The organism is Streptomyces caeni (assembly GCF_042678285.1).
GTDB classification, from domain to species: Bacteria; Actinomycetota; Actinomycetes; order Streptomycetales; family Streptomycetaceae; genus Streptomyces; species Streptomyces caeni.
In genome coordinates, this window is sequence record NZ_JBHUDX010000098.1 from 92130 (window position 1) to 113447 (window position 21318).

Annotated in this window: 16 protein-coding genes; 9 read left to right on the top strand and 7 right to left on the bottom strand. The window is 71.6% G+C overall.

Features of this window, described 5'->3' with window-relative positions:
- Positions 1–41: 41 nt before the first annotated feature.
- Positions 42–1253 carry an acetate kinase gene (locus ACFSL4_RS31700; RefSeq protein ID WP_381090574.1) on the bottom strand — a complete coding sequence of 404 codons (1212 nt, stop codon included), beginning with the start codon at positions 1251–1253 and terminating at the stop codon, positions 42–44.
- The gene (pta, locus tag ACFSL4_RS31705; protein ID WP_381090577.1) at positions 1250–3424 is read right to left on the bottom strand and encodes a phosphate acetyltransferase; all 2175 of its coding nucleotides are present in this window, start codon (positions 3422–3424) and stop codon (positions 1250–1252) included. Before pta ends, ACFSL4_RS31700 begins: the two co-directional genes overlap by 4 nt.
- A 334-nt stretch (positions 3425–3758) precedes the next feature.
- On the opposite strand from pta, the gene ACFSL4_RS31710 reads away from it, so the two are divergent.
- On the top strand, positions 3759–4784 hold the full coding sequence (locus ACFSL4_RS31710; RefSeq protein WP_381090580.1) for an ATP-dependent 6-phosphofructokinase: 1026 nt from the start codon (positions 3759–3761) through the stop codon (positions 4782–4784).
- Positions 4785–5068: 284 nt separating this feature from the next.
- Here the strand turns inward: ACFSL4_RS31710 and ACFSL4_RS31715 are convergent, their stop codons facing one another.
- From ACFSL4_RS31715 to ACFSL4_RS31725, 3 genes are all read right to left on the bottom strand, one after another.
- Complete coding sequence (locus ACFSL4_RS31715; RefSeq protein ID WP_381090583.1) at positions 5069–5776, bottom strand: helix-turn-helix domain-containing protein; 708 nt, start codon at positions 5774–5776, stop codon at positions 5069–5071.
- 495 nt (positions 5777–6271) lie between these two features.
- The gene (locus tag ACFSL4_RS31720) at positions 6272–6976 is read right to left on the bottom strand and encodes a response regulator (RefSeq protein ID WP_381090586.1); all 705 of its coding nucleotides are present in this window, start codon (positions 6974–6976) and stop codon (positions 6272–6274) included.
- On the bottom strand, positions 6973–8622 hold the full coding sequence (locus tag ACFSL4_RS31725; protein WP_381090589.1) for a sensor histidine kinase: 1650 nt from the start codon (positions 8620–8622) through the stop codon (positions 6973–6975). Before ACFSL4_RS31725 ends, ACFSL4_RS31720 begins: the two co-directional genes overlap by 4 nt.
- 142 nt (positions 8623–8764) lie before the next feature.
- Here ACFSL4_RS31725 and ACFSL4_RS31730 point away from each other — a divergent pair, with 142 nt between their 5' ends.
- Both ACFSL4_RS31730 and ACFSL4_RS31735 read left to right on the top strand, forming a co-directional pair.
- Positions 8765–10141 carry a cation:dicarboxylate symporter family transporter gene (locus ACFSL4_RS31730; protein ID WP_381090592.1) on the top strand — a complete coding sequence of 459 codons (1377 nt, stop codon included), beginning with the start codon at positions 8765–8767 and terminating at the stop codon, positions 10139–10141.
- Between the two features lie 262 nt (positions 10142–10403).
- Positions 10404–11174 (top strand): DUF2127 domain-containing protein, encoded by a 771-nt coding sequence (locus ACFSL4_RS31735; RefSeq protein WP_381090594.1) that lies wholly within the window; start codon positions 10404–10406, stop codon positions 11172–11174.
- 40 nt (positions 11175–11214) lie between these two features.
- On the opposite strand, the gene ACFSL4_RS31740 is transcribed toward ACFSL4_RS31735, so the two are convergent.
- Positions 11215–12366, bottom strand: coding sequence for a serine hydrolase domain-containing protein (locus ACFSL4_RS31740; RefSeq protein ID WP_381090597.1), 1152 nt, complete (start codon positions 12364–12366; stop codon positions 11215–11217).
- 454 nt (positions 12367–12820) lie between these two features.
- On the opposite strand from ACFSL4_RS31740, the gene ACFSL4_RS31745 reads away from it, so the two are divergent.
- Together ACFSL4_RS31745 and ACFSL4_RS31750 are read left to right on the top strand one after the other, a co-directional pair.
- Positions 12821–15058 (top strand): HelD family protein, encoded by a 2238-nt coding sequence (locus ACFSL4_RS31745; RefSeq protein WP_381090600.1) that lies wholly within the window; start codon positions 12821–12823, stop codon positions 15056–15058.
- A gap of 79 nt (positions 15059–15137) precedes the next feature.
- Positions 15138–16535 (top strand): cytochrome P450 family protein, encoded by a 1398-nt coding sequence (locus ACFSL4_RS31750; protein ID WP_381090602.1) that lies wholly within the window; start codon positions 15138–15140, stop codon positions 16533–16535.
- 50 nt (positions 16536–16585) lie between these two features.
- On the opposite strand, the gene ACFSL4_RS31755 is transcribed toward ACFSL4_RS31750, so the two are convergent.
- A complete protein-coding gene (locus tag ACFSL4_RS31755) occupies positions 16586–17278 on the bottom strand; it encodes a GntR family transcriptional regulator (RefSeq protein WP_381090605.1) in 693 nt (230 codons plus the stop codon).
- 437 nt (positions 17279–17715) lie between these two features.
- Here ACFSL4_RS31755 and ACFSL4_RS31760 point away from each other — a divergent pair, with 437 nt between their 5' ends.
- The 4 genes from ACFSL4_RS31760 to ACFSL4_RS31775 all read left to right on the top strand — a co-directional run bounded on the left by ACFSL4_RS31760 (position 17716) and on the right by ACFSL4_RS31775 (position 21180).
- Positions 17716–18678 (top strand): ABC transporter substrate-binding protein, encoded by a 963-nt coding sequence (locus tag ACFSL4_RS31760; RefSeq protein WP_381090608.1) that lies wholly within the window; start codon positions 17716–17718, stop codon positions 18676–18678.
- Positions 18679–18779: 101 nt separating this feature from the next.
- Entirely contained in the window at positions 18780–19535 is a 756-nt protein-coding gene (locus ACFSL4_RS31765) for an ABC transporter permease (protein ID WP_381090642.1), read from the top strand.
- Positions 19532–20308, top strand: coding sequence for an ABC transporter permease (locus ACFSL4_RS31770; protein WP_381090611.1), 777 nt, complete (start codon positions 19532–19534; stop codon positions 20306–20308). The genes ACFSL4_RS31765 and ACFSL4_RS31770 overlap by 4 nt, the downstream gene beginning before the upstream one ends.
- 32 nt (positions 20309–20340) lie before the next feature.
- Positions 20341–21180 (top strand): ABC transporter ATP-binding protein, encoded by an 840-nt coding sequence (locus ACFSL4_RS31775; protein WP_381090614.1) that lies wholly within the window; start codon positions 20341–20343, stop codon positions 21178–21180.
- The last annotated feature ends 138 nt before the right edge of the window (positions 21181–21318 follow it).

Sequence of the window (21318 nt, forward strand, 5' to 3'; positions counted from 1 at the left end):
ATATTCCGGCGGGCGGAAGACACGGAGGGGCGGGCCCGCGCTCAGGCGTCGCCCCCTCCCACCAGGGCGTAGGTCTGCGTGGCGATCTCCATCTCCTCGTCGGTCGGCACCACGGCGATCGCCACCCGCGCGTCCGGCGGCGAGATCAGCCGCGCCTCGGTGCTGTGGACCGCGTTCAGGCCGCCGTCGACCACGAGACCCAGCTCCTCCAGGCCCGCGACGGCGGCCGCCCGCACAGGCGCCGCGTTCTCGCCCACACCGGCCGTGAAGGCGATCGCGTCCACCCGGCCGAGTACCGCGTAGTAGGCGCCGATGTACTTCTTCAGCCGGTGGATGTAGATGTCGAAGGCGAGCCGCGCCTGCCGGTCGCCCTCGTCGATCCGGCGGCAGATCTCCCGCATGTCGTTGTCGCCGCACAGGCCGATCAGGCCGCTTCTCGTGTTGAGCAGCGCGTCGATCTCGTCGACGGTCATCCCGCCCACGCGCACCAGGTGGAAGATGACCGCGGGGTCCAGGTCGCCCGAGCGCGTCCCCATCACGAGTCCCTCCAGCGGGGTGAGTCCCATGGAGGTGTCCACGCACCGGCCGCCCCGTACCGCCGAAGCGGAGGCGCCGTTGCCGAGGTGCAGCACGATCAGGTTGACCTCGTCGGGCGCTCTGCCCAGCAGCTTCGCGGTGGCCCGGGACACATACGCGTGGGAGGTCCCGTGGAACCCGTAACGCCGGACCCGGTGCCGGTCCGCGGTCCGCACGTCGATGGCGTACCGGGCGGCGGACTCCGGCATGGTCGTGTGGAACGCGGTGTCGAAGACGGCGACCTGCGGCAGGTCCGGGCGCAGCGCCATGGCCGTGCGGATCCCGGTGAGGTTGGCCGGGTTGTGCAGCGGCGCGACCGGGATCAGCCGCTCGATCTCGGCGAGCACCCTCTCGTCGATGACGGTGGGCCGGGTGAAGTGCTTGCCGCCGTGCACCACACGGTGGCCGATCGCGGCCAGCTCCGGCGAGTCCAGGCCCAGCCCGTCCTTGGCCAGCTCCTCCGCGACGGCCTTGAGGGCGGCGTCGTGGTCGGCGACCGGCCCGCTCAGCTCGCGGGCCGCGCCCGTGGCGAGCACCGTGTGCCGCAGACGTGAGGTCTGCTCGCCGATGCGTTCGACGATGCCCACGGCCAGCCGGCTGCTGTCGCGCATGTCCAGCAGCTGGTACTTCACCGACGACGAGCCGGAGTTGAGGACGAGGACGCGGGAGGGGCTCACTGGGCGGCTGCCTTCTCGTGGGAGGTCTGGGCCTGGATCGCCGTGATGGCGACGGTGTTGACGATGTCCTGGACGAGGGCGCCCCGGGACAGGTCGTTGACGGGCTTGCGCAGGCCCTGCAGGACCGGGCCGACGGCGATCGCCCCGGCCGAGCGCTGCACGGCCTTGTAGGTGTTGTTGCCGGTGTTGAGGTCCGGGAAGATCAGTACGGTCGCCTGCCCGGCCACGTCCGAGTCCGGCAGCTTGGTCGCAGCGACGGTGGGTTCGACGGCGGCGTCGTACTGGATCGGTCCCTCGATCATGAGATCGCCGCGGCGCAGCCGTACCAGCTCGGTGGCCTCGCGCACCTTGTCGACGTCGGCGCCCGTGCCGGAGGTGCCGGTGGAGTACGACAGCATGGCGATCCGCGGTTCCACGCCGAACTGCCGGGCGGTGGCGGCCGACTGGATGGCGATGTCGGCCAGCTGCTCGGCGTCGGGGTCGGGGTTGACCGCGCAGTCGCCGTAGACGAGCACCTTGTCGGCGAGGCACATGAAGAAGACCGAGCTGACGATCTTCGCGTCCGGCCTGGCCCTCCCGTCACCCGCCACCGCCCCGTCCGACGCTCCCCCAGAGCTGGACGCCTGGGGGGACCTCCGTCGCGCGGCCCCCTTCGTTCCTATGATCTCGAAGGCGGGCCGGATGGTGGCGGCCGTCGAGTGCACGGCTCCGGACACCATGCCGTCGGCGAAACCCTCCTCGACCATGAGGGTGCCGAAGTAGGTGGCGTCACCGACCACGTCGTACGCCAGCTCGGCCGTGACGCCCTTGTGGGCGCGCAGCCGGGCGTACTTCTCGGCGAAGGCGTCGCGCAGTTCGGAGGTGGCCGGATCGATCAACTGCGAGCCGCCGAGGTCGATGCCGAGGTCGGCGGCCTTCTTGCGTATCTGCTCGACGGGCCCGAGGAGGGTCAGGTCGCAGACCCCGCGGCGCAGCAGCACCTCGGCGGCGTGCAGCACGCGCTCCTCGGTGCCCTCGGGGAGCACGACCCGGCGCTTGTCGGCGCGGGCCTGTTCGAGCAGCTGGTGCTCGAACATCATCGGCGTGACCCGGTCACTGCTCGGCGCGGACACCCGCTTGAGCAGATCGGTCGTGTCGACGTACCGCTCGAAGAGCCCGAGCGCCCGCTCCGCCTTGCGCGGCGTGCCCGCGGTCATCCTGCCCTCCAGGGAGAAGAGCTGTTCGGCGGTGGGGAAGCTGTTGGCGGGCACCGAGATCACCGGGGTGCCGGGGGCGAGGCGGGCGGCGAGGGTGAGGATCCCGTCGCCGGGCACCTCGTCCAGGGTCAGCAGGACGCCGGCGATCGGCGGGGTGCCGGCGCTGTGCGCGGCGAGCGAGCCGATGACGAGATCGGCGCGGTCACCCGGCGTCACCACCAGGCAGCCCGGGGTCAGCGCGTGCAGGAGGGTGGGCAGCATGGCGCCGCCGAAGACGAAGTCGAGGGCGTCGCGCGCCATCCCCGCGTCGTCACCGAGGACGACCTTGGCGCCGAGGGCCTGCGTGATCTGGGCGACCGTGGGCGCCGAGAGGGCGGGGTCGTCGGGCAGCACGTAACAGGGCACCGGGAGCCGGAAGTCGAGCCGCTCGGCGATCGCGTCCCGGTCCTGGGCGGCGACCCGGTTGACGACCATGGCGAGCACGTCGCAGCCGAGCCCGTCGTAGGCGCGGTAGGCGTTGCGGGTCTCGGCGCGCACGGCCTCGGAGCTCTGTTTCCTCCCGCCGACGACAGGGATGACGGACGCCCCGAACTCGTTGGCGAGCCGGGCGTTGAGGGACAGCTCGTCCGGGACCTGGGTGTCGGCGAAGTCGGTGCCCATGACCAGGACGACGTCGTAGTCCCGGGTCACGGCGTGGAAGCGGTCGACGAGGGCCGACACCAGTTCGTCCGTCCCGTGCTCGGAGAGGAGCGTGGACGCCTGGTCGTAGGTCAGGCCGTGCACGGTCGCGGGATCCTGGGAGAGCCGGTAGCGGGCACGGAGCAGGTCGAAGATACGGTCGGTTCCGTCATGGACGAGGGGGCGGAAGACGCCCACCCGGTCGACCTGGCGGGTCAACAGCTCCATCACTCCCAGCTCGACGACCTGACGGCCGTCGCCCCGGTCGATCCCGGTCACGTACACGCTGCGCGTCACGCGGTGCTCTCCGTTCGTCTCTCGGTGGAGGGCCGCCGACGGGAAAACGGGCAGCCCCTGAGGTGCGTATGCCCTGTTCACGGCCTGAGGGTGAGACTCGGGCGCCGCAGACCGACTCCGGGTGCGATGGAGAGATCTGACACCCGAGGAGATCATCCGCGAGGGTGAGCCAGAACCCTCTTGACAATACCTCTCGGGCTGGATAGGGCGCCCGCCAGGACGCGCTCTGCGGGGACGGATCGGGGCGGATGGTGTGCAAGCGGCACCGGGCTGTGAGCCGTGAAACAATCGGACTGGCTCACCGGTATCAACAGCGGGCAGGAGACACGGCACGATGCGCATCGGAGTACTCACCGCAGGCGGCGACTGCCCGGGCCTGAACGCAGTGATCCGGTCGGTCGTGCACCGGGCGGTCGTGCAGTACGGCGACGAGGTGATCGGCTTCGAGGACGGCTACCGCGGTCTGCTCGACGGCCACTACCGCACCCTCGACCTGGACGCCGTCAGCGGCATCCTGGCTCGCGGCGGCACCATCCTCGGCTCCTCCCGCCTGGAGCGCGACCGCCTGCGCGAGGCGTGCGAGAGCGGAGCCGACATCATCCGCTCCTTCGGCATCGACGCGCTGATCCCGATCGGCGGCGAGGGCACGCTGACCGCGGCGCGGATGCTGTCGGACGCGGGCCTGCCCGTCGTCGGCGTCCCGAAGACGATCGACAACGACATTTCCTCCACCGACCGCACCTTCGGCTTCGACACCGCCGTCATGGTCGCCACCGAGGCGATGGACCGCCTGAAGACGACCGCCGAGTCGCACCAGCGGGTCATGGTGGTCGAGGTCATGGGCCGGCACGCGGGCTGGATCGCGCTGGAGTCCGGAATGGCGGCCGGCGCCCACGGCATCTGCCTGCCGGAGCGCCCCTTCGACCCGGCCGACCTGGTCAAGATGGTCGAGGAGCGCTTCGCCCGCGGCAAGAAGTTCGCGGTCGTCTGCGTCGCCGAGGGCGCGCACCCCGCCGAGGGCACCATGGACTACGGCAAGGGCGAGATCGACCAGTACGGCCATGAGCGCTTCAGGGGCATCGGTACGGCGCTGGCGTTCGAGCTGGAGAGGCGGCTCGGCAAGGAGGCCAGGCCGGTCATCCTCGGCCACGTCCAGCGCGGCGGCACGCCGACGGCGTACGACAGGGTGCTCGCGACCCGCTTCGGCTGGCACGCGATCGAGGCGGCACACCGCGGGGAGTTCGGCAGGATGACCGCGCTGCGCGGCACCGAGGTGCTGATGGTGCCGCTGGCGGAGGCGGTGAGCGAGCTCAAGACGGTACCGAAGGACCGCATGGACGAGGCCGAGTCGGTCTTCTAGGGGGTGTTTCGAAAGTCCTGTGCGGTGTCCGCGGTGTCCGGTGCGTGCTCTCGGCGTGCCGGACGAAAGCCCTCGTACTGGACGTACCTGGGGTTTCGGCCGGTGCGGCGAGTGGGGGTGCGCTCTGCTCGAAGAGCCTGGGGGAGCGTGCCGGGCGCCGTGGGTGCTGTGCGGGACTTTCGAAACACCCCCCAAGGCGCCGCTCCCGCCTCCGGCGGAGCGTCCCTCGTGGCACGCGTCGCTCAGTGGGCGTTCCTCACGAGACGTACCTCAGGTGGCGTTCGTCAGTAGGCGTTCCTTTCGAGGGTCGACCAGAAGTTCTCGATGATGCGGTCGAGGTAGTCCCGGACGGCCTCGCTGGAGCCGGGCCCGGTGGTCACGGTGCCCCAGCTGAGCGTGGTGACCGTCCGTCCCTGGTACTCGGTGTGCATTTTCTCCAGGACGTCCTCGAGGAGCGACCGCTCCAGCGGCAGCATCCTGCCGACGGGGCGGACGTACGCGTGCCAGCGGGTGGTGACCGCGCTGCGCAGCAACTCGGCGAGCTTGACGTCCCGGCCGGTCACGGTGACGAAGTCGGGCAGGGACAGGCCGAGCACCTCGGCAAGGGTGGTGGACTGGCGGTCGTTGCCGCGCCATGTGCCGGTCTCCTCCATCCCGACATAGGTGAGCAGTTCGAGTCCCACGGCGCGGGCGACGTCCTCCGGTGTGAGCCCGCGTGCGAGGCGATGCTCCCGGAGGGTGCGCGGCCTGCCGCTGAGTTCGCCGGGGGAACACCACAACACGCCTGCGAGCGCGGTGAGTTCCGGTGCGCTGGGAGCGACGATCGCCTGCTCCCAGGCCATCACGAGGTCGGGGGTCACGTAGGGCAGCCCGTACGAGGAGCGCATGCCGTACGCGACCTGGTCGGGCCCCATGCCGAGCGCTGTCCGCAGTCTGCGGGCGGCCGGGGCGTTGAACGGGGGGGTGGGCTTTTGGGCCTGCGGTCGGTGCACGCGCACAAGCTATGGGCGGGTCACGGCCGTGACTACGTTCTGTTCGGCCACACTCACGGATTGTGGGAATGTGCGGTTTGGGCCGGGACGCGGTGGTCGTGGGAGCGGTGCCGGCCGCCCTCCGGGCCGTCCCGGAGGACGGCGGCAGCCGAGTCTCCGGATCGACGACCGGGCATGTCCGGGGAGTGTGCCCGGCTATGGGATCAAATGCCCGCATGTGCCGTACGTCGTCGGCAGGTCCGGACAGCCGGCGCCGACACCGCAGGGCCGACGCGGCGCCGGAAGGCCGTGGCGCGATTGACGTGCTCCCTGGCCTGAAATCCGGGGATTCCGGCCTGGTTCGTGTGACCCTTGCGGGTCTTCCCGCTCCACCGCGCTGTGCGGGCACGTGTGCCCGTCTTGCCGGCGCTCCACAGGCGTTTGGCGTCTGCGCCCGTCCGGCGGCCTGAGAGCAGTGGTCCAGCCGGGTCGATGCGTGTGCACCACCGCGTCCGGTCATCGCGAAGGCGAAGCGCCCCCGTCCGGCCCCCGCACCCACCGGTACACCAACTCGGGCCGCCCCACTTGCCCGTAGAGCGGGTTCCGCGCGGCCCGTCCCGCCTCGACCAGGTGTTCCAGATAGCGGCGGGCCGTGATCCGGGAGATCCCCACCGCCTCGGCGACCCCGGTTGCCGTGAGCCCCTCCGCCGAGTCCCGCACCGCGCGGGTCACCCGCTCCAGCGTGGGCGCGCTCAGGCCCTTGGGCAGCGCCGCGGGGCCCGGCGCCCGCAACGCCGCGAGCGCCCGGTCCACCTCGTCCTGGCCACTCGCCTCGCCCGCCGCCGTGCGGAACTCCGCGTACCGCACCAGCCGGTCCCGCAACGTCGCGAACGTGAACGGCTTGAGCACGTACTGCACCACACCCAGCGAGACGCCCTCCCGGACCACCGCCAGATCCCGCGCCGACGTCACCGCGATGACGTCCGCGTGATATCCGGCCGCCCGCAGCGACCGCGCCAGCTGCAGGCCGTGCACGTCCGGCAGATGCAGGTCCAGCAGGAGCAGGTCGACCGGGGAGCGGTCCAGCATCCGCCGCGCCTCCGCACCCGTGTGCGCCTTGCCGACCGCCGTGAAGCCCTGGACACGGCCGACGTACATCAGGTGCGCGTCCGCGGCGACCGGGTCGTCCTCCACCACGAGGACGCGGACGGGGCCGTTCATACGTCACCTCCGGACAGGGCCGCCCCGGCCCCCGGCGAGGCCGACTCCACCGCGGGCAACGGCACCCGTGCCTCGAACCGTGCCCCGCCCCCGGCCGCCTCCGACACCGTCAGCGTGCCACGGTGGCGGTGCACCGTCTGCCGGACCAGGGCGAGACCCAGACCGCGGCCGCCGGGGCCGGCTGCCGCCTTCGTCGACCAGCCGCGCTCGAACACCGCCTCCGCGTGCGCCGGGTCCACTCCGTCGCCCGTGTCGGACACCCGCAGGACCAGGTCCGCCCCTTCCGTGTACGCCGTCACGGTCACCCGGGCGCCCACCGGACCCCGCGCCGCGTCCACCGCGTTGTCGATCAGGTTGCCGAGGATCGTCACCAGGTCCCGGTCCGGGAGCGAGGCGGGCAGCAGACCGTCGTCGATGCGGCTCTCCGGCGACACCACCAGCTCCACCCCCTGCTCGTGCGCCTGCGCCGCCTTGCCGAGCAGCAGGGCCGCCAGCACCGGCTCGTTGACCGCCGCGACCACCTGGTCCGTCAGGGCCTGCGCCAGCTCCAGTTCGGCCGTGGCGAAGCCGGCGGCCTCCTCCGCTCGGCCCAGTTCGATCAGCGAGACCACGGTGTGCAGCCGGTTCGCCGCCTCGTGCGCCTGCGAGCGCAGCGCCTGGGTGAAGCCGCGCTCCGAGTCCAACTCGCCCATCACCGACTGTAGTTCGGTCACGTCCCGGAGAGTGACCACGGTGCCTTGGCGCTCGCCGCCGGAGACGGGGGAGGTGTTGACCACCAGGACGCGGGTCGCCGTGAGGTGCACCTCGTCCACCCGGGGCTCGGAGGCCAGCAGCGCGCCCGTCAGCGGTGCCGGCAGTCCCAGGTCCGCCACCGAGCGGCCCACCACCTCGCCGGTCACGCCCAGCAGTTCCCTGCCACCGTCGTTGATCAGCGCCACCCGGTAGTGGCCGTCGAGCATGAGCAGGCCCTCGCGCACGGCGTGCAGCGCGGCCTGGTGGTAGTCGTGCATACGGCTGAGTTCCGTCGCGTTCATGCCGTGCGTGGAGCGGCGCAGCCTGGCGTTGATCACGTAGGTGCCGATGCCGCCCAGGCCCAGCGCGCCGCCCGCGACGCCGGCCATGGCCGTCACCTGGTCCTGGAGCCGGGCCGAGACGGTCCGGACCTTGATGCCCGCGCTCACGAGGCCGACGATCCGGCCGCCGTCCCGGATGGGCGTGACCGCGCGGACGGAGGGCCCCAGCGTGCCGGTGTACGTCTCGGTGAACGACTCGCCCCTGAGCGCCTGGGCGGTGTGGCCGAGGAAGTGCTCGCCGATCCGTTCGGGATGGGGGTGGGTCCAGCGGATGCCCCGCGGATCCATGATCGTGATGAAGTCCACGCCCGTGTGCCGCTGCACCGCGGTGGCGTACGGCTGGAGCGTCCGCGTCGGGTCCGGGGTGCGGATGGCCTCCCGGACCGACGGGGCGTCCGCGACCGAGCGGGCCACCGCCATCGTCTGGCGGACGGCCGCGCCCTCGGCCTGACGGCGGTCGCTGAGATACGAGAAGAGGGCGTACCCGGTGACGAGCACCGCGATCAGCACGGCCTGCATCGCGAAGAGCTGGCCGGCGAGACTGCGGGGTCTCGGGAGACGGGGTGCGCGCATGCGTTCAGTCTGCCTCGGCGTATAAGCGTGAACTAAATGAACGGAAGGGTGACCGCCCTCACAGGGCGGGAGATAGTCACCGCATCCCCCGGACGTGAGCCGCACGCCGGACGATCCGACGACGTCGTCGAGGAGGGCAGCCGTGGCCAGCACATCCCGAACGGCACCTGCCGCGCCCGCAGCCAAGCGGGACCGCACCCACTATCTCTACATCGCGGTCATCGTCGCGGTGGCCTGCGGCATCGCCGTGGGCCTGACCGCGCCCGACGTCGCGGTCGAACTCAAGCCCCTGGGCAAGGGCTTTGTGAGCCTGATCAAAATGATGATCTCGCCGATCATCTTCTGCACGATCGTGCTGGGCATCGGCTCGGTGCGCAAGGCCGCCAAGGTCGGTGCCGTCGGCGGCATAGCGCTCGGCTACTTCCTGGCGATGTCCCTGGTCGCGCTGAGCATCGGCCTGGTCGTCGGGAACGTCCTGCACCCCGGTGAGGGCCTCCACCTGACGAACGCGATCAAACAGGTGGGGCACGACCAGGTGTCGTCTGACGCGCTGCCGCCCGTCGACTTCGTGCTCTCGATCATCCCGACGACCTTCGTCTCCGCCTTCACCGGGGGCCAGGTCCTGCAGACCCTCCTCGTCGCGCTCCTCGCGGGCTTCGCGCTGCAGGTGATGGGCTCGGCGGGCGCGCCGGTGCTGCGCGGCATCGAGCACATCCAGCGCCTTGTGTTCCGTGTCCTCGCCATGGTGATGTGGGCCGCGCCGATCGGTGCCTTCGGCGCGATCGCCGCCGTCGTCGGCTCGGCCGGCCTGGACGCGCTCAAGAGTCTCGCCGTGCTGATGTTCGGCTTCTACGTGACCTGCTTCCTGTTCGTCTTCGTCGTGCTCGGGGTGCTGCTGCGCCTGGTCGCGGGCGTCAACGTCCTGACGCTGCTGAGGTATCTGGGCCGTGAGTTCCTGCTGATCCTGTCCACCTCCTCCTCCGAGTCCGCCCTGCCGCGGCTGATCGCGAAGATGGAGCACCTGGGTGTCAGCAAGCCGGTGGTCGGCATCACCGTCCCGACCGGCTACTCCTTCAACCTGGACGGCACCATGATCTACATGACCATGGCGTCGCTCTACATCGCCGACGCGCTGGGCACCCCGATGTCCGTCGGCGAGCAGATCCCGCTGCTGCTCTTCCTGCTCGTCGCCTCCAAGGGCGCGGCGGGCGTCAGCGGTGCCGGCCTCGCCACGCTGGCCGGCGGCCTGCAGTCGCACAAGCCCGCGCTGGTCGACGGCGTCGGCCTGATCGTCGGCATCGACCGCTTCATGAGCGAGGCGCGTGCCCTGACCAACTTCGCGGGCAACGCGGTGGCCACCGTCCTGGTCGGCACCTGGACGAAGGAGATCGACCAGGAGCGGGTGCGGCAGGTGCTCGCCGGGCAACTGCCCTTCGACGAGACCACCCTGCTGGACGAGGACACCGCTTCGGCCGGGGTGCCGGGGCAGGGCGACGAGAAGGAACTGGCCACGGCCTGACCCCGCGCCCCCCGCGTACTCCCCCTCCCCCGTCCCCGGGCGGCCGGGCCCCTCCCCCGTGGGCCCGGCCGCCCGGTCCCGCCGTCTCCCCGGGTGCGGGGTACTGTGCACCGCGGGCCGGAGGTAGGGGAATGCGGCGCCGGCGGAACGGGCCCGGCTCCGGTGCAACCCGCGCACCCCGCACCCACGTCTCGTAGGACATCGCACACTCCGTCGTGCCGGAGCGACCGGCACGGCACCCGCAGTAGGAGGCACGGGGGCTATGACGATCGACTGGGACCGGCGCACCTGTGCGCGCCGCGGGCATGTGACCTACGCGCCGGACGACCCCCGGCTGCGGGTGCGGCTGCACGCCGAGACGGCGCTCGGGGAGGTGTGGCGCTGCCTGCGCTGCGGCGACTTCGTGCTCGGTGAGCCGCACGGCTCAGGACCGGCCGCCGAGGCGCCGCTCGTGCCGCGCGGCAAGGTGCTGCGCGACCTGTTCGTACTGCGCTTCCTGGCGATCGAGCGGGCTGTGCGCGGTGTGTTCATCGTGCTGGTCGCGGTGGCCGTGTGGCGGTTCAGCAACAGCCAGGACGCGGTGCGGCGGCTGTTCGACGAGTACCTGGACGTGTTCCGGCCGGTCTTCCGGCACTTCCACTACGACCTCGATCACTCGCCCGTGGTCGGCACCCTCCAGAAGTCCTTCGGCTACCGGCACTCCACGCTCGTCCTGGTCGCCTCCCTGCTGCTGGCGTATGCGCTGGTCGAGCTGGTCGAGGCCGGCGGGCTGTGGTACGCCAAGCGCTGGGCGGAGTACCTCACGGTCGTCGCCACCGCGGCCTTCCTCCCCCTGGAGGTGTACGAGCTGACCGAGCACGTCAGCCCGGTGAAGATCACCACCCTGGTCCTCAACATCCTCGCCGTCCTCTACATCGCCCTCACCAAGCGGCTGTTCGGGCTGCGCGGCGGGCGGAAGGCGTTCGACGCGGAGCGGCGCAGCGCGTCACTGCTGGAGGTGGAGGAGTCGGCGGGCGTCCTGGTCGCCTCCTGAGCCCTACGGCTCCCGGAGGAACGGCGGGCCGCGGGCACGCCTAGGACGACTCGGCCGCGTACCGCCAGAAGTCGCGCATCAGGGCGGTCGGCCTCGGGTTCTCCATCGCGCGCTGGGTGAGCAGTACCGCGATGGTGCGGGTGGCCGCGACGACGTGTGCGGTGGTGCCGGTGCCGCCGACCCAGCCGTAGCGGCCGGGGACGATGCCGGGGGTGGTGGCGACGACGTCGACGGATCCTCCGTACCCCCAGCCCTGCCCTTCCAGGAACAGGGCGCCGATCTCGCGCTGGGCCGGGGTGAGGTGGTCGGTGGTCATCCGGCGCACCGACTGCTCGGACAGCACCCGGCGGCCGTCGGGCGCCGTTCCGTCGGCCACCAGCATCCTGCCGAACGCCAGCCAGTCGGCGGCGGTGGCGACGAGACCGCCACCGCCGGACGGGAACGCGGGGAGGCTGCTCCAGGCGCCGTCCGGGGTGTCGGTGACCTCCAGCCCGCCGTTGCCGTCGGGGCGGTAGGCGGTGGTGAACCGGTGGCGCTGGGCGGCCGGCACCTCGAAGGCCGTGTCGGTCATGCCGAGGGGTTCGAGGATCCGCTCGGCCAGGACCTCGGGGAACGGACGGCCGGTCGCGCGGGAGATCAGGACGCCCTGGAGGTCGGAGCAGGTGCCGTAGAGCCATGCCTCGCCGGGCTGGTACAGCAGCGGGAGGCGGGCCAGCTCGGCCACCCAGGTGTCGGGGCCGGGGAGATCACGGGGGGCGCGTCCGCCCTTCTGCGCGGTGAACAGCGCCTGGACCTGGGGGAGGGAGAAGTCCGAGGGGAAGCCGTATCCGGCGCGGGAGGTCAGCAGGTCCTGCACGACGATGGGCCGGGCGGCGGGCACCACGTCGCCGAGGGGGCTGGAGGGGGTGCGGACCACGGTCGGCTCGGCCAGCTCGGGCAGCCAGGAGGCGATGGGGGAGCCGAGGGCGAGTGTGCCGTCCTCGACGAGGGTCATGACCGCGGCGGCCACGATGGGCTTGGTGATCGAGGCGATGCGGAAGATGGCGTCCGGGGACATCGGGGCGGTGCCGGCGGTGTCGAGGAAGCCGACCGCCGCGGTCTCGGTGCGGCCGTGGTGGTCGACCAGGCCCACGGCGCCCGGGGCCCATCCCTGGGCGATGTGCTTCTGGAGGAGGTGGTGGAGGGTGGTCATGAGTCCGTCCGTCCTCGGCGAGTGCTGTCGAAGACGAGACTGCCGGGCAGGGGCCGGTTCATCGGTGAGGCACGAGCGTGCGCGGCGGGGATCTGCGGCCGGCCGCCGGTGCCGTCCGCCCCGGTGCGGCCGAAGCCGCCGCAGTCGCCGTTGCCTTGACGCCGGGGTCAAGGAATACGGTCGTGGTCATGCGAATCGGCGAGCTGGCGGCGCGGGCCGGGCGACGGCTGCGTGAGGAACTGTCCGACGTCCTCTGACGCCTGACGCCACCGGACACGAAGAAATCCCCCGAGCAATTGCGCTCGGGGGATCTTCTTGCGTATATTCAATGATTCGCGACTTCAATGAAATTGAGTCGCAGTCAAGTCGGTGAACAGAGTATATCCGGGCAGGAGCGGAATTGTCAAACAGGGGCTCAGACGCAGAGGGCACCACGGGATGTACCGACGATGAATTGCGGCAGGAACAGGAATTCATCGACGGGCTGTACGAGCGCGTCGACGCACTGCGCGGTGACACCGAGACCTCCGTCGCCAACGCGCTGGCGCAGGGGCACACGCCCCTGCAGGCCCGGCTGGAGCGGGACGTCCTCGTCGCCGAACGCTCGGGGCTGCTGGCGGCACTGAACGCGGTGGACGGTTCGCTCTGCTTCGGCCGTATCGACCTCGCCTCCGGGCACAGCCACCACATCGGCCGCATCGGACTGCGCGCCGACGACACGGACCGCACCCCGATCCTGATCGACTGGCGCGCCGAGGTCGCCCGCCCCTTCTACCTGGCCACCGGCCACACCCCGATGGGGCTCAGGAGGCGCAGGCACATCTCCACCGACGGGCGCCGGGTCACGGCCCTGCACGACGAGATCCTCGACCTGGGCGACCGCGAACGCACCGGCCACGAGGACCCGTCCGGTGACGCCGTGCTGCTCGCCGCGCTGAACTCGGCCCGCACCGGCCGGATGAGCGACATCGTGCGGACCATCCAGGCCGACCAGGACCGCATCATCCGCGCGCCCCACCGGGGAGTGCTGGTGGTGGAGGGCGGCCCGGGCACCGGGAAGACGGCGGTCGCGCTGCACCGCGCGGCCTACCTCCTGTATGAACACCGGGAGCTGCTGGCCCGCCGCGCCGTACTGATCGTCGGCCCGAACCCGGCGTTCCTCGGCTACATCGGCGAGGTGCTGCCCTCGCTCGGCGAGACGGGGGTGCTGCTGGCCACCGTCGGTGAACTGTTCCCCGGCGTGCGGGCCACCGCGGCCGACACACCCGAGGCGGCCGCCGTGAAGGGCCGCGCCGGGATGGCGGACGTGCTCGCCCGTGCCGTGCGCGACCGGCAGGCCCTGCCCGACCCCGTGATCGCCATCGAGCACGACCGGGACGTCCTGCTGCTCGACGACGGCCTGGTGAACGTCGCCCGCGAGCGCACCCGCGCGGCGAAGCTGCCGCACAACGAGGCCCGCGAGCACTTCGAGGGCCACATCCTCAACACGCTGACGGACATGGTCGCGGAGCGGATCGGAACCGACCCGTACGACGGCTCGAACCTCCTCGACGCGAGCGACCTGACCCAGATCCGCGACGAGCTGGCCGAGAACCCCGGCGTCTGGTCGGCGATCGACCTGTTGTGGCCGCGGCTGACCCCGCAGCGGCTGGTGGCGGACTTCCTCGCCCACCCGGAGGGCTATGTGTCCGACGAGGACGCGGCCGCCATCCGCCGCCCGGTCACTCGCGCCTGGACCACGGCCGACGTGCCGCTGCTCGACGAGGCGGCGGAACTGCTCGGGGAGGACGACCGGGCGGCACGCGCCCACGCCGCACGCGAGCGCGAGGCGCGGGTGTCGTACGCGCAGGGCGTGCTGGACGTGTCGTACGCCTCCCGCACCTACGAGTTCGAGGACAAGGAGGACGGCGATCCCGACGCCTCCGAGGTGCTGTCCGCGCACGACATCATCGACGCGGAGCGGTTCGCCGAGCGGCAGGAGGAGGCGGACCACCGCAGCACCGCCGAGCGCGCCGCGGCCGACCGCACCTGGGCGTTCGGGCACATCATCGTCGACGAGGCACAGGAGTTGTCGCCCATGGCGTGGCGGCTGCTGATGCGGCGCAGCCCGACCCGCTCGATGACCCTGGTGGGGGACCCGGCGCAGACGGCCGAGGCCGGCGGCGTCGGCTCGTGGTCCGAGATCCTTCAGCCGTATGTCGGGGACCGCTGGGAGCACACCCGCCTCGGCGTCAACTACCGCACCCCGTCCGAGATCATGGACGTGGCCGCGGCCGTGGTCCGCGCGGTGGACCCCGGTTTCGACCCCCCGCGTTCCGTGCGGTCCACGGGTGTGCGGCCCTGGGGGCGTGCCACCGGCGACCTGCCCGGCGCGGTGGCCGAGGCGGTCCGGGAGATGGCCCCCGCCGAGGGACGGCTCGCGGTGATCGCCCCGCGCGCTCTGCACCGCTCCCTGGCCGCGCGGCTGGAGGGGGTGACGGCGGGCGCGGAGCCGGACCTGGCCCGGAGCGTCGTCCTGCTCGACCCGCGCCAGTCCAAGGGCCTGGAGTTCGACTCCGTTCTGGTGGTGGAGCCCGGGCGCTACGGGACGAGCGACCTCTACGTGGCACTGACGCGGGCCACCCAGCGGCTGGGCGTGGTGTACGCCGGAAAACCGCCGAAGGCCCTGGCGGAGGCGCTGACGCCGTCCTGAGGTGCGCGGACATCACCGAGCCGTAACGTTCGCCCCGTGGTCACCGCCTGTGCACGGCCGGTGCGGTATGCGTGTCGGTATGGAAGCCCAACCGTACGCGACCGCGCCGGCCGGCAGCGCGACGCTCGCCTCGCTGCCGGTGCAGCCGCTGCTGACCTCGGAGTTCGACGTCGACCCCGGCGGCGTCTACGCGCGGCTGCGGCGCAGGTACGGTCCGGTGGCCCCGGTCGCGCTGATGGGAGTTCCCGTGTGGCTGGTGCTCGACTACCGCGAGGTGGTGGAGGTCCTGCGGAACGACGACCAGTGGCGGCGGGACGTCCGGTACTGGCGGGCACGGGCGGAGGGGCTGCTGCCGGCGGACTGGCCGCTGCTGGCGGGCTACGAGGTCCGCCAGACCATGTTCATGGACGGCGACGAGCACCAGGCCGCCCGCCGGACCCACCACTCGGCGCTGCGCCCCTTCCAGGACGGCCACACGCCCCAGGGGTGGGAGCTGCGGGCGGCGGTCGCCCGGTACGCGGACGAGCTGATCGCCCTGCTGGGCGCCGAATCGGGGACCGCGGGGTTCGCGGACCTGGGGGCGCAGTACACCAGGCCGCTGCTGCTGATGGTGACGACCCGGCTGTTCGGATGCCCCGGGGAACTGGGCGATGAGCTTGTCATGGATCTGTGGCGGATGCTGGACGGCGGGCCGGGCGCCGGGGCGGCCACCGCGCGTGCGGCGGCGGCCATGACCCGGCTGGCCGCGCACCGCAGGGCGCGGCCCGGCGACGACCTGACCTCGTACATGCTGCTCGCCGACCCCGGCCTGTCCGACGAGCGGTTGGGCCGGGAGCTGTTCATGAACGCGGTGTACCTGAACGACATCACCGGCAACATGGTGCTCAACACCCTGCTGGAGGTGTTGTGGGGCAACGCCACGGTCCGGCGCAGCCTGTCGGCCGGGCAGCTCGGTGAGGCCGTGAACCGGGCGGCGCTGATCAATCCGCCGGTGGCCAACATGTGCTTCCGGTTCGCGGCGCGGGACGTGCGGCTGGGCGACTTCTGGATCCGGGCGGGCGACGCCGTCTCGCCGTCGGCCGCGGCCGCCCACCGGGACCTGATGGCGCTCGACTCCTCCCACCTCGTCGAGTCGACGATCAGCACGCGGGCGCATCTGGGCTGGGGCGCGGGGCAGCACCAGTGCCCGAGCGCGGCACGCGAACTGGGGGGCATGATCGTGTCGACGGCGGTGGGCCGTGTCTTCGAGCACTTCGCCCGGGCGGAACCGACCCTGCCGCCGGACCAGTTGCCGTGGCGGGCGGGACCGGTGGTGCGCGGGCTGCGGCTGCTGCCGGTGCGGTACGAACTGAAGGCGAAGCCACCCGGCCCCTGGGGCGAGGGCGCCCCGCAGCCGCCGGACGCCTCACACGGCACCGGCCGCCCGGTCAGGGGGCTGCTCGCGGCCCTGCGCAGGCTGATGCCCGGCGGCCGGTGAGGCGTGCGGGCCGGTGACGCGCCGCGCCGGTGCGGGGGACGCCCCGCGGATCACCGGGTGCCGCCGTCCGTGCCGAGACGCTGGGGCTGGGCCTCGTCCACCTGCGGCAGCGCGTCGATCACACTGCGCAGATGCCTTCGGACGGCGCCCTCGGCGGCTTCGGGGTCCCCTTCGCAGAGCGCCTCGATGATCTCCAGGTGCTGCGGCAGGGACACGGTGGGCCGACCCGGGTGCATGGCCAGCCGGAACTGATGGCGGACGTTCTGGCCGCGGAGGCGCTCCAGCACGGTGCGGGCGGTGTTCTGGCCGCTGATGGTGAGGATCAGCGTGTGGAGCCGCCTGTTGAGGTCGGAGTACCCGAGCACGTCCCCGCCCGCCACCGCCTCCCGCATCCTGTCGCCGATCTCCCGGAGGACGCGGCGGTCGTCCTCGGTGGCCTGCTCGGCGGCCTTCGCCGCGCACAGTCCTTCCAGGGCCATGCGGACCTCGGTGATCTCGACGGCTTCCGGGAGGGACACGGCGCGGACGCGCGCACCGCGGTTCTGGATGCGCTCGACCAGGCCCTCGCTGGCCAGTTGCACCAGCGCGTTGCGGACTCCGGCGCGGCTGGCGCCGAACTGCTCCGACAGTTCCGACTCCACCAGCCGCTGGTTGGGCGCGAACTCACCACCGGTGATGGCGTCGCGGATCGCGTCGACGACCGGTGCCGGCCGGTCGGCGGTGCCTGTGCTCACTGCTGCCACTGCTCACACCTCACCGGGCGGCCAGGGTGCCGCCGTCCGGCACGACCTGCTCACTGACCCTGCTCCCGGGACGTCCCGGGCGACGGCCGTGGTCGGCGCCGGCGGGGTCATCGGATGGCTCTCCATGTCATGGCGAGGACCCTAGGGAGCGCCGCAAGGATCGTCAACAATTTCTTCAGCAACGATGTTGCGCACTTATTGCGACAATCTTGCGGGCAACCTATGCTCCGGCAGGCGGCCTGCCTCGCGGGTGGGGTGGGCGCACTCCCGCCTTCGGTCCGCACGGGCCGCGAGGGCGGCCGGGTCTCGCTGCAGGGAGGGCGGGGGAAGACGCCCATAACAACTTCGGTCTCGGCGTTGACCTGTCCTGGGGGCGCCCGTACGTTCACGCAACGAATAAAAGTTCATTCCGCGCACACTGTGAAGAGGTAACGCCCATGCGTCGACTGCTAGCCGGGATTGCCGCCTCCGTGGTGTTGGCTTCCGCCACCACGGGCTGTGGCTCCTCCACCACGGACGACACCGCGAAGAGCGGCGACAGGACCAGCGTCAAGGTCGGGGTCATCCCGATCATCGACGTGGCACCGATCTATCTCGGCAAGGAGAAGGGCTTCTTCAGCAAGCAGGGAATCGACCTGACCCTGGAGAGCGGTCAGGGCGGCGCCGCCATCGTGCCGGGCGTGGTCAGCGGGCAGTTCCAGTTCGGCTTCAGCAATGTGACGTCGCTGATGCTGGCGCAGAGCAAGGGCGTGCCGCTCAAGGGCGTGGCCAATGGCGTCAACTCCACCGACAAGCAGGGCGCCGACTTCGGCGCCCTCGTCGTCAAGAAGGACAGCCCGATCAAGTCGGCCAAGGACCTCGCCGGCAAGAAGGTCTCGGTCAACACCCTGAAGAACATCGGTGACACGACCACCCGGGAGTCGGTCCGCAAGGCCGGCGGCGACCCGGGCTCCGTCAAGTTCGTCGAGCTGGCCTTCCCCCAGATGCCCGCAGCCCTGGAGGCCGGCCAGATCGACGCGGCCTGGGTCGTCGAACCCACGCTCTCCCTGATCAAGAGCAAGGGCGGCCGGGTCATCGCCTCCCCCTTCGTCGACACCTCACCGGTCCTCACGGTGGCGCTCTACTTCACCTCCACGAAGCTCGCACAGCAGAACCCCGGCCTGGTCAAGAGGTTCCAGACCGCGATGAACGAGTCCCTGAAGTACGCCGACACCCATCCCGACGAGGTCCGGCAGATCCTCACCACCTACACGAAGATCGACGCGGCGACGGCGAAGTCGCTGATCCTTCCCACCTGGCCGCAGAAGCCCAACCGCGCCTCGCTGGCCATCCTGGCCAAGCTCGCCGAGAAGGACGGGCTCTTCGACACCGCTCCCGACCTGGACAGGCTGCTGCCGTGACGTTGGACCGTGACACCGCCAGCGGAGTCGGCCTCGCGGCCGCCTCCGCGCCGGCGGCGGCAGAACCCACCCGCCCCGGGAAGCCGCGGGGCGCCCATGCGGTGCTCGGCCTGGCGGGCCTGGCCGGCCTGCTGGTCCTGGTGGAGGCGATGCCGAGGCTGGGAGCGGTCTCCTCGGACTACCTGCCGCCGACGAGCCGGATCGCCCGGGCCCTGGTCGACGAACTGGCGGACGGCGCCTTCTGGACGGCGCTCGGCGACACCCTCCTGAGCTGGGCCGTCGGCCTGCTGATCGCCGTGGTCGGCGGCGTCGTCGCGGGGTTCCTCATCGCGACGGTGCCGTTCCTGCGCGCCGCCACGGCATCCACCATCGAGTTCCTCCGGCCGATCCCCTCGGTCGCGCTGATCCCGCTCGCCGTGCTCCTGTACGGCACCGACATCCGCTCGGCGCTGCTCCTCGTGGTCTACGCCTCGTTCTGGCAGGTCCTCGTCCAGGTGCTCTACGGGGCGGGGGACGTCGACCCGGTCGCCGAGGAGACGGCCCGCAGCTACGGGCTGGGCACCTGGGCACGGCTGCGGTACGTCCTGTGGCCGACCTCCCTGCCCTACGTGATGACCGGTGTGCGACTGGCGGCGGCGGTCGCCCTGGTACTCGCCATCAGCGCCGAACTCATCATCGGCGCCCCCGGCCTGGGCGCCCGTATCGCCATCGCGCAGGCGTCCAACGCCGTGCCCGCCATGTACGCGCTGGTCGCCGTGACCGGCCTGCTCGGGGTCCTGATCAATCTGGCGGTCCGGGCGGTCGAACGGCACACGCTCGCCTGGCACCAGTCGGTCCGCGGGGAGGAGGCGGTATGAGCCGGATCATCCGTCAACTGCTGCTGATCGTGGCGCTGCCCGCCGTGCTGGTGGCCGTGTGGTGGTACAGCACCGAGGACAGCCAGAGCTTCTACGTGCCGCCGCTGCGTACCATCCTGACCACCTTCGGCACGCTGTGGACGGGCGAACGGCTGGCGACCGACGTGCTGCCCAGCGTGCTGCGGCTGGCCGGCGGATACCTCTCGGCCGTCGTCGTCGGTGTGGCGCTGGGCGTGGTCATCGGCTCCTACCGGCGCGTGCGCGCCGTGCTCGAACCCGTCCTGGAGTTCCTGAGGGCCGTCCCGCCACCGGTCCTGGTACCGGTGATCATGCTCTTCGCCGGCATAGGCAACGGCATGAAGGTCGTCGTCATCCTCTCCGGCTGCGTCTGGCCGATCCTGCTCAACACGGTGGAAGGCGTGCGAGCGGTGGACGGCGTCCTGTCGGAGAGCGCCCGCTCGTACGGCATCACCGGAGCCGCCCGACTGCGCCACCTGGTCCTGCCGTCGGCGGGACCGCAGATCTTCGCCGGTCTGAGGCAGGCCCTGTCGATCGGCATCATCCTGATGGTGATCAGCGAGATGTTCGCGGCCAGCAACGGCCTCGGGTTCGACGTGGTGCAGTTCCAGCGCAGTTTCGCGATCCCGGAGATGTGGAGCGGCATCCTCCTGCTGGGCCTGCTCGGCTTCCTGCTGTCCGTGCTGTTCCAGCTGGTCGAAAGCCGGGCCCTGGCCTGGTACCGCGGCCTGCGCCGCAGCCGGCGCTCCTCGTGACACACAACGCTTGCCGGAAAGGAATCCCGCAGATGCTCGACGTTCGAGGCCTGAAGAAGGTGTACGAGGGACGGGAGCGGCGCATCGAAGCGGTCCGCGACCTGACGTTCTCGCTTGACTCCGGCGACCTCGTCTGCCTCGTCGGCCCGTCCGGCTGCGGTAAGACGACCCTGCTCAAGTGTATCGCCGGCCTGCTGGCACCCACATCGGGCGAGGTGCTCCTGCACGGACGGCCCGTCACCGGGCCACCGCCGGGCATGGCCGTGGTCTTCCAGGAGTACGGCCGAAGCCTGTTCCCCTGGATGAGCGTGCGCGACAACGTGGAACTGCCGCTCAAGCAGAAGAAGCTGCCGAAGGACCGCCGCCGTGCACTCGTCGCCCGCGCGCTGGAGGCGGTGGGGCTCGCGGACGCCCACGACGCCTACCCGTGGCAGCTGTCCGGCGGCATGCAGCAACGGGTGGCGATAGCCCGGGCGGTGGCCTACGAGCCCGAGGTCCTGCTCATGGACGAGCCGTTCGCCGCAGTCGACGCGCAGACCCGCGCCGACCTGGAGGACCTGATCCGTGACCTGTGGCACAAGCTCGGTGTGACGATCCTGTTCATCACCCACGACATCGACGAGGCCGTCTACCTGGGCCAGCGGGTCGTGGTCCTGTCGTCGTCGCCGACGGTCGTGCAGGAGCAACTGGACATCGACCTGCCCGACGAGCGTGATCAGCTGCACACCCGGGCCGACCCCCGTTTCACCGAGCTGCGCACCCATGTGTGGGAGCAGATCCAGGCCGCGAAACGAGGTGCGGCCGCAGCGTCGGCGGGACCGTCGCCGCGGCAGGCAGCCCAGGACGCGGAAGTGGGCGCGGAGGCGGGTTGAGGCCGCACCCGGCCTTTTTCGCAGGCCGGACGAACGCCCGGCAGGCAGAAGCCCCACCATCCCGGATGCGCCGCTCGGCTCAGGCCGGGCGGAGCCAGACGGTGGCGAGTGGGGGCAGGGTGAGGCGGATGCTTGCCG

Coding starts and splice junctions, on each gene's coding strand:
- ACFSL4_RS31710 (WP_381090580.1), top strand. CDS start 3,759: ATGCGCATCGGAGTACTCACCGCAGGCGGCGACTGCCCGGGCCTGAAC.
- ACFSL4_RS31720 (WP_381090586.1), bottom strand. CDS start 6,976: ATGAACGGCCCCGTCCGCGTCCTCGTGGTGGAGGACGACCCGGTCGCC.
- ACFSL4_RS31725 (WP_381090589.1), bottom strand. CDS start 8,622: ATGCGCGCACCCCGTCTCCCGAGACCCCGCAGTCTCGCCGGCCAGCTC.
- ACFSL4_RS31735 (WP_381090594.1), top strand. CDS start 10,404: ATGACGATCGACTGGGACCGGCGCACCTGTGCGCGCCGCGGGCATGTG.
- ACFSL4_RS31740 (WP_381090597.1), bottom strand. CDS start 12,366: ATGACCACCCTCCACCACCTCCTCCAGAAGCACATCGCCCAGGGATGG.
- ACFSL4_RS31750 (WP_381090602.1), top strand. CDS start 15,138: ATGGAAGCCCAACCGTACGCGACCGCGCCGGCCGGCAGCGCGACGCTC.
- ACFSL4_RS31760 (WP_381090608.1), top strand. CDS start 17,716: ATGCGTCGACTGCTAGCCGGGATTGCCGCCTCCGTGGTGTTGGCTTCC.
- ACFSL4_RS31770 (WP_381090611.1), top strand. CDS start 19,532: ATGAGCCGGATCATCCGTCAACTGCTGCTGATCGTGGCGCTGCCCGCC.
- ACFSL4_RS31775 (WP_381090614.1), top strand. CDS start 20,341: ATGCTCGACGTTCGAGGCCTGAAGAAGGTGTACGAGGGACGGGAGCGG.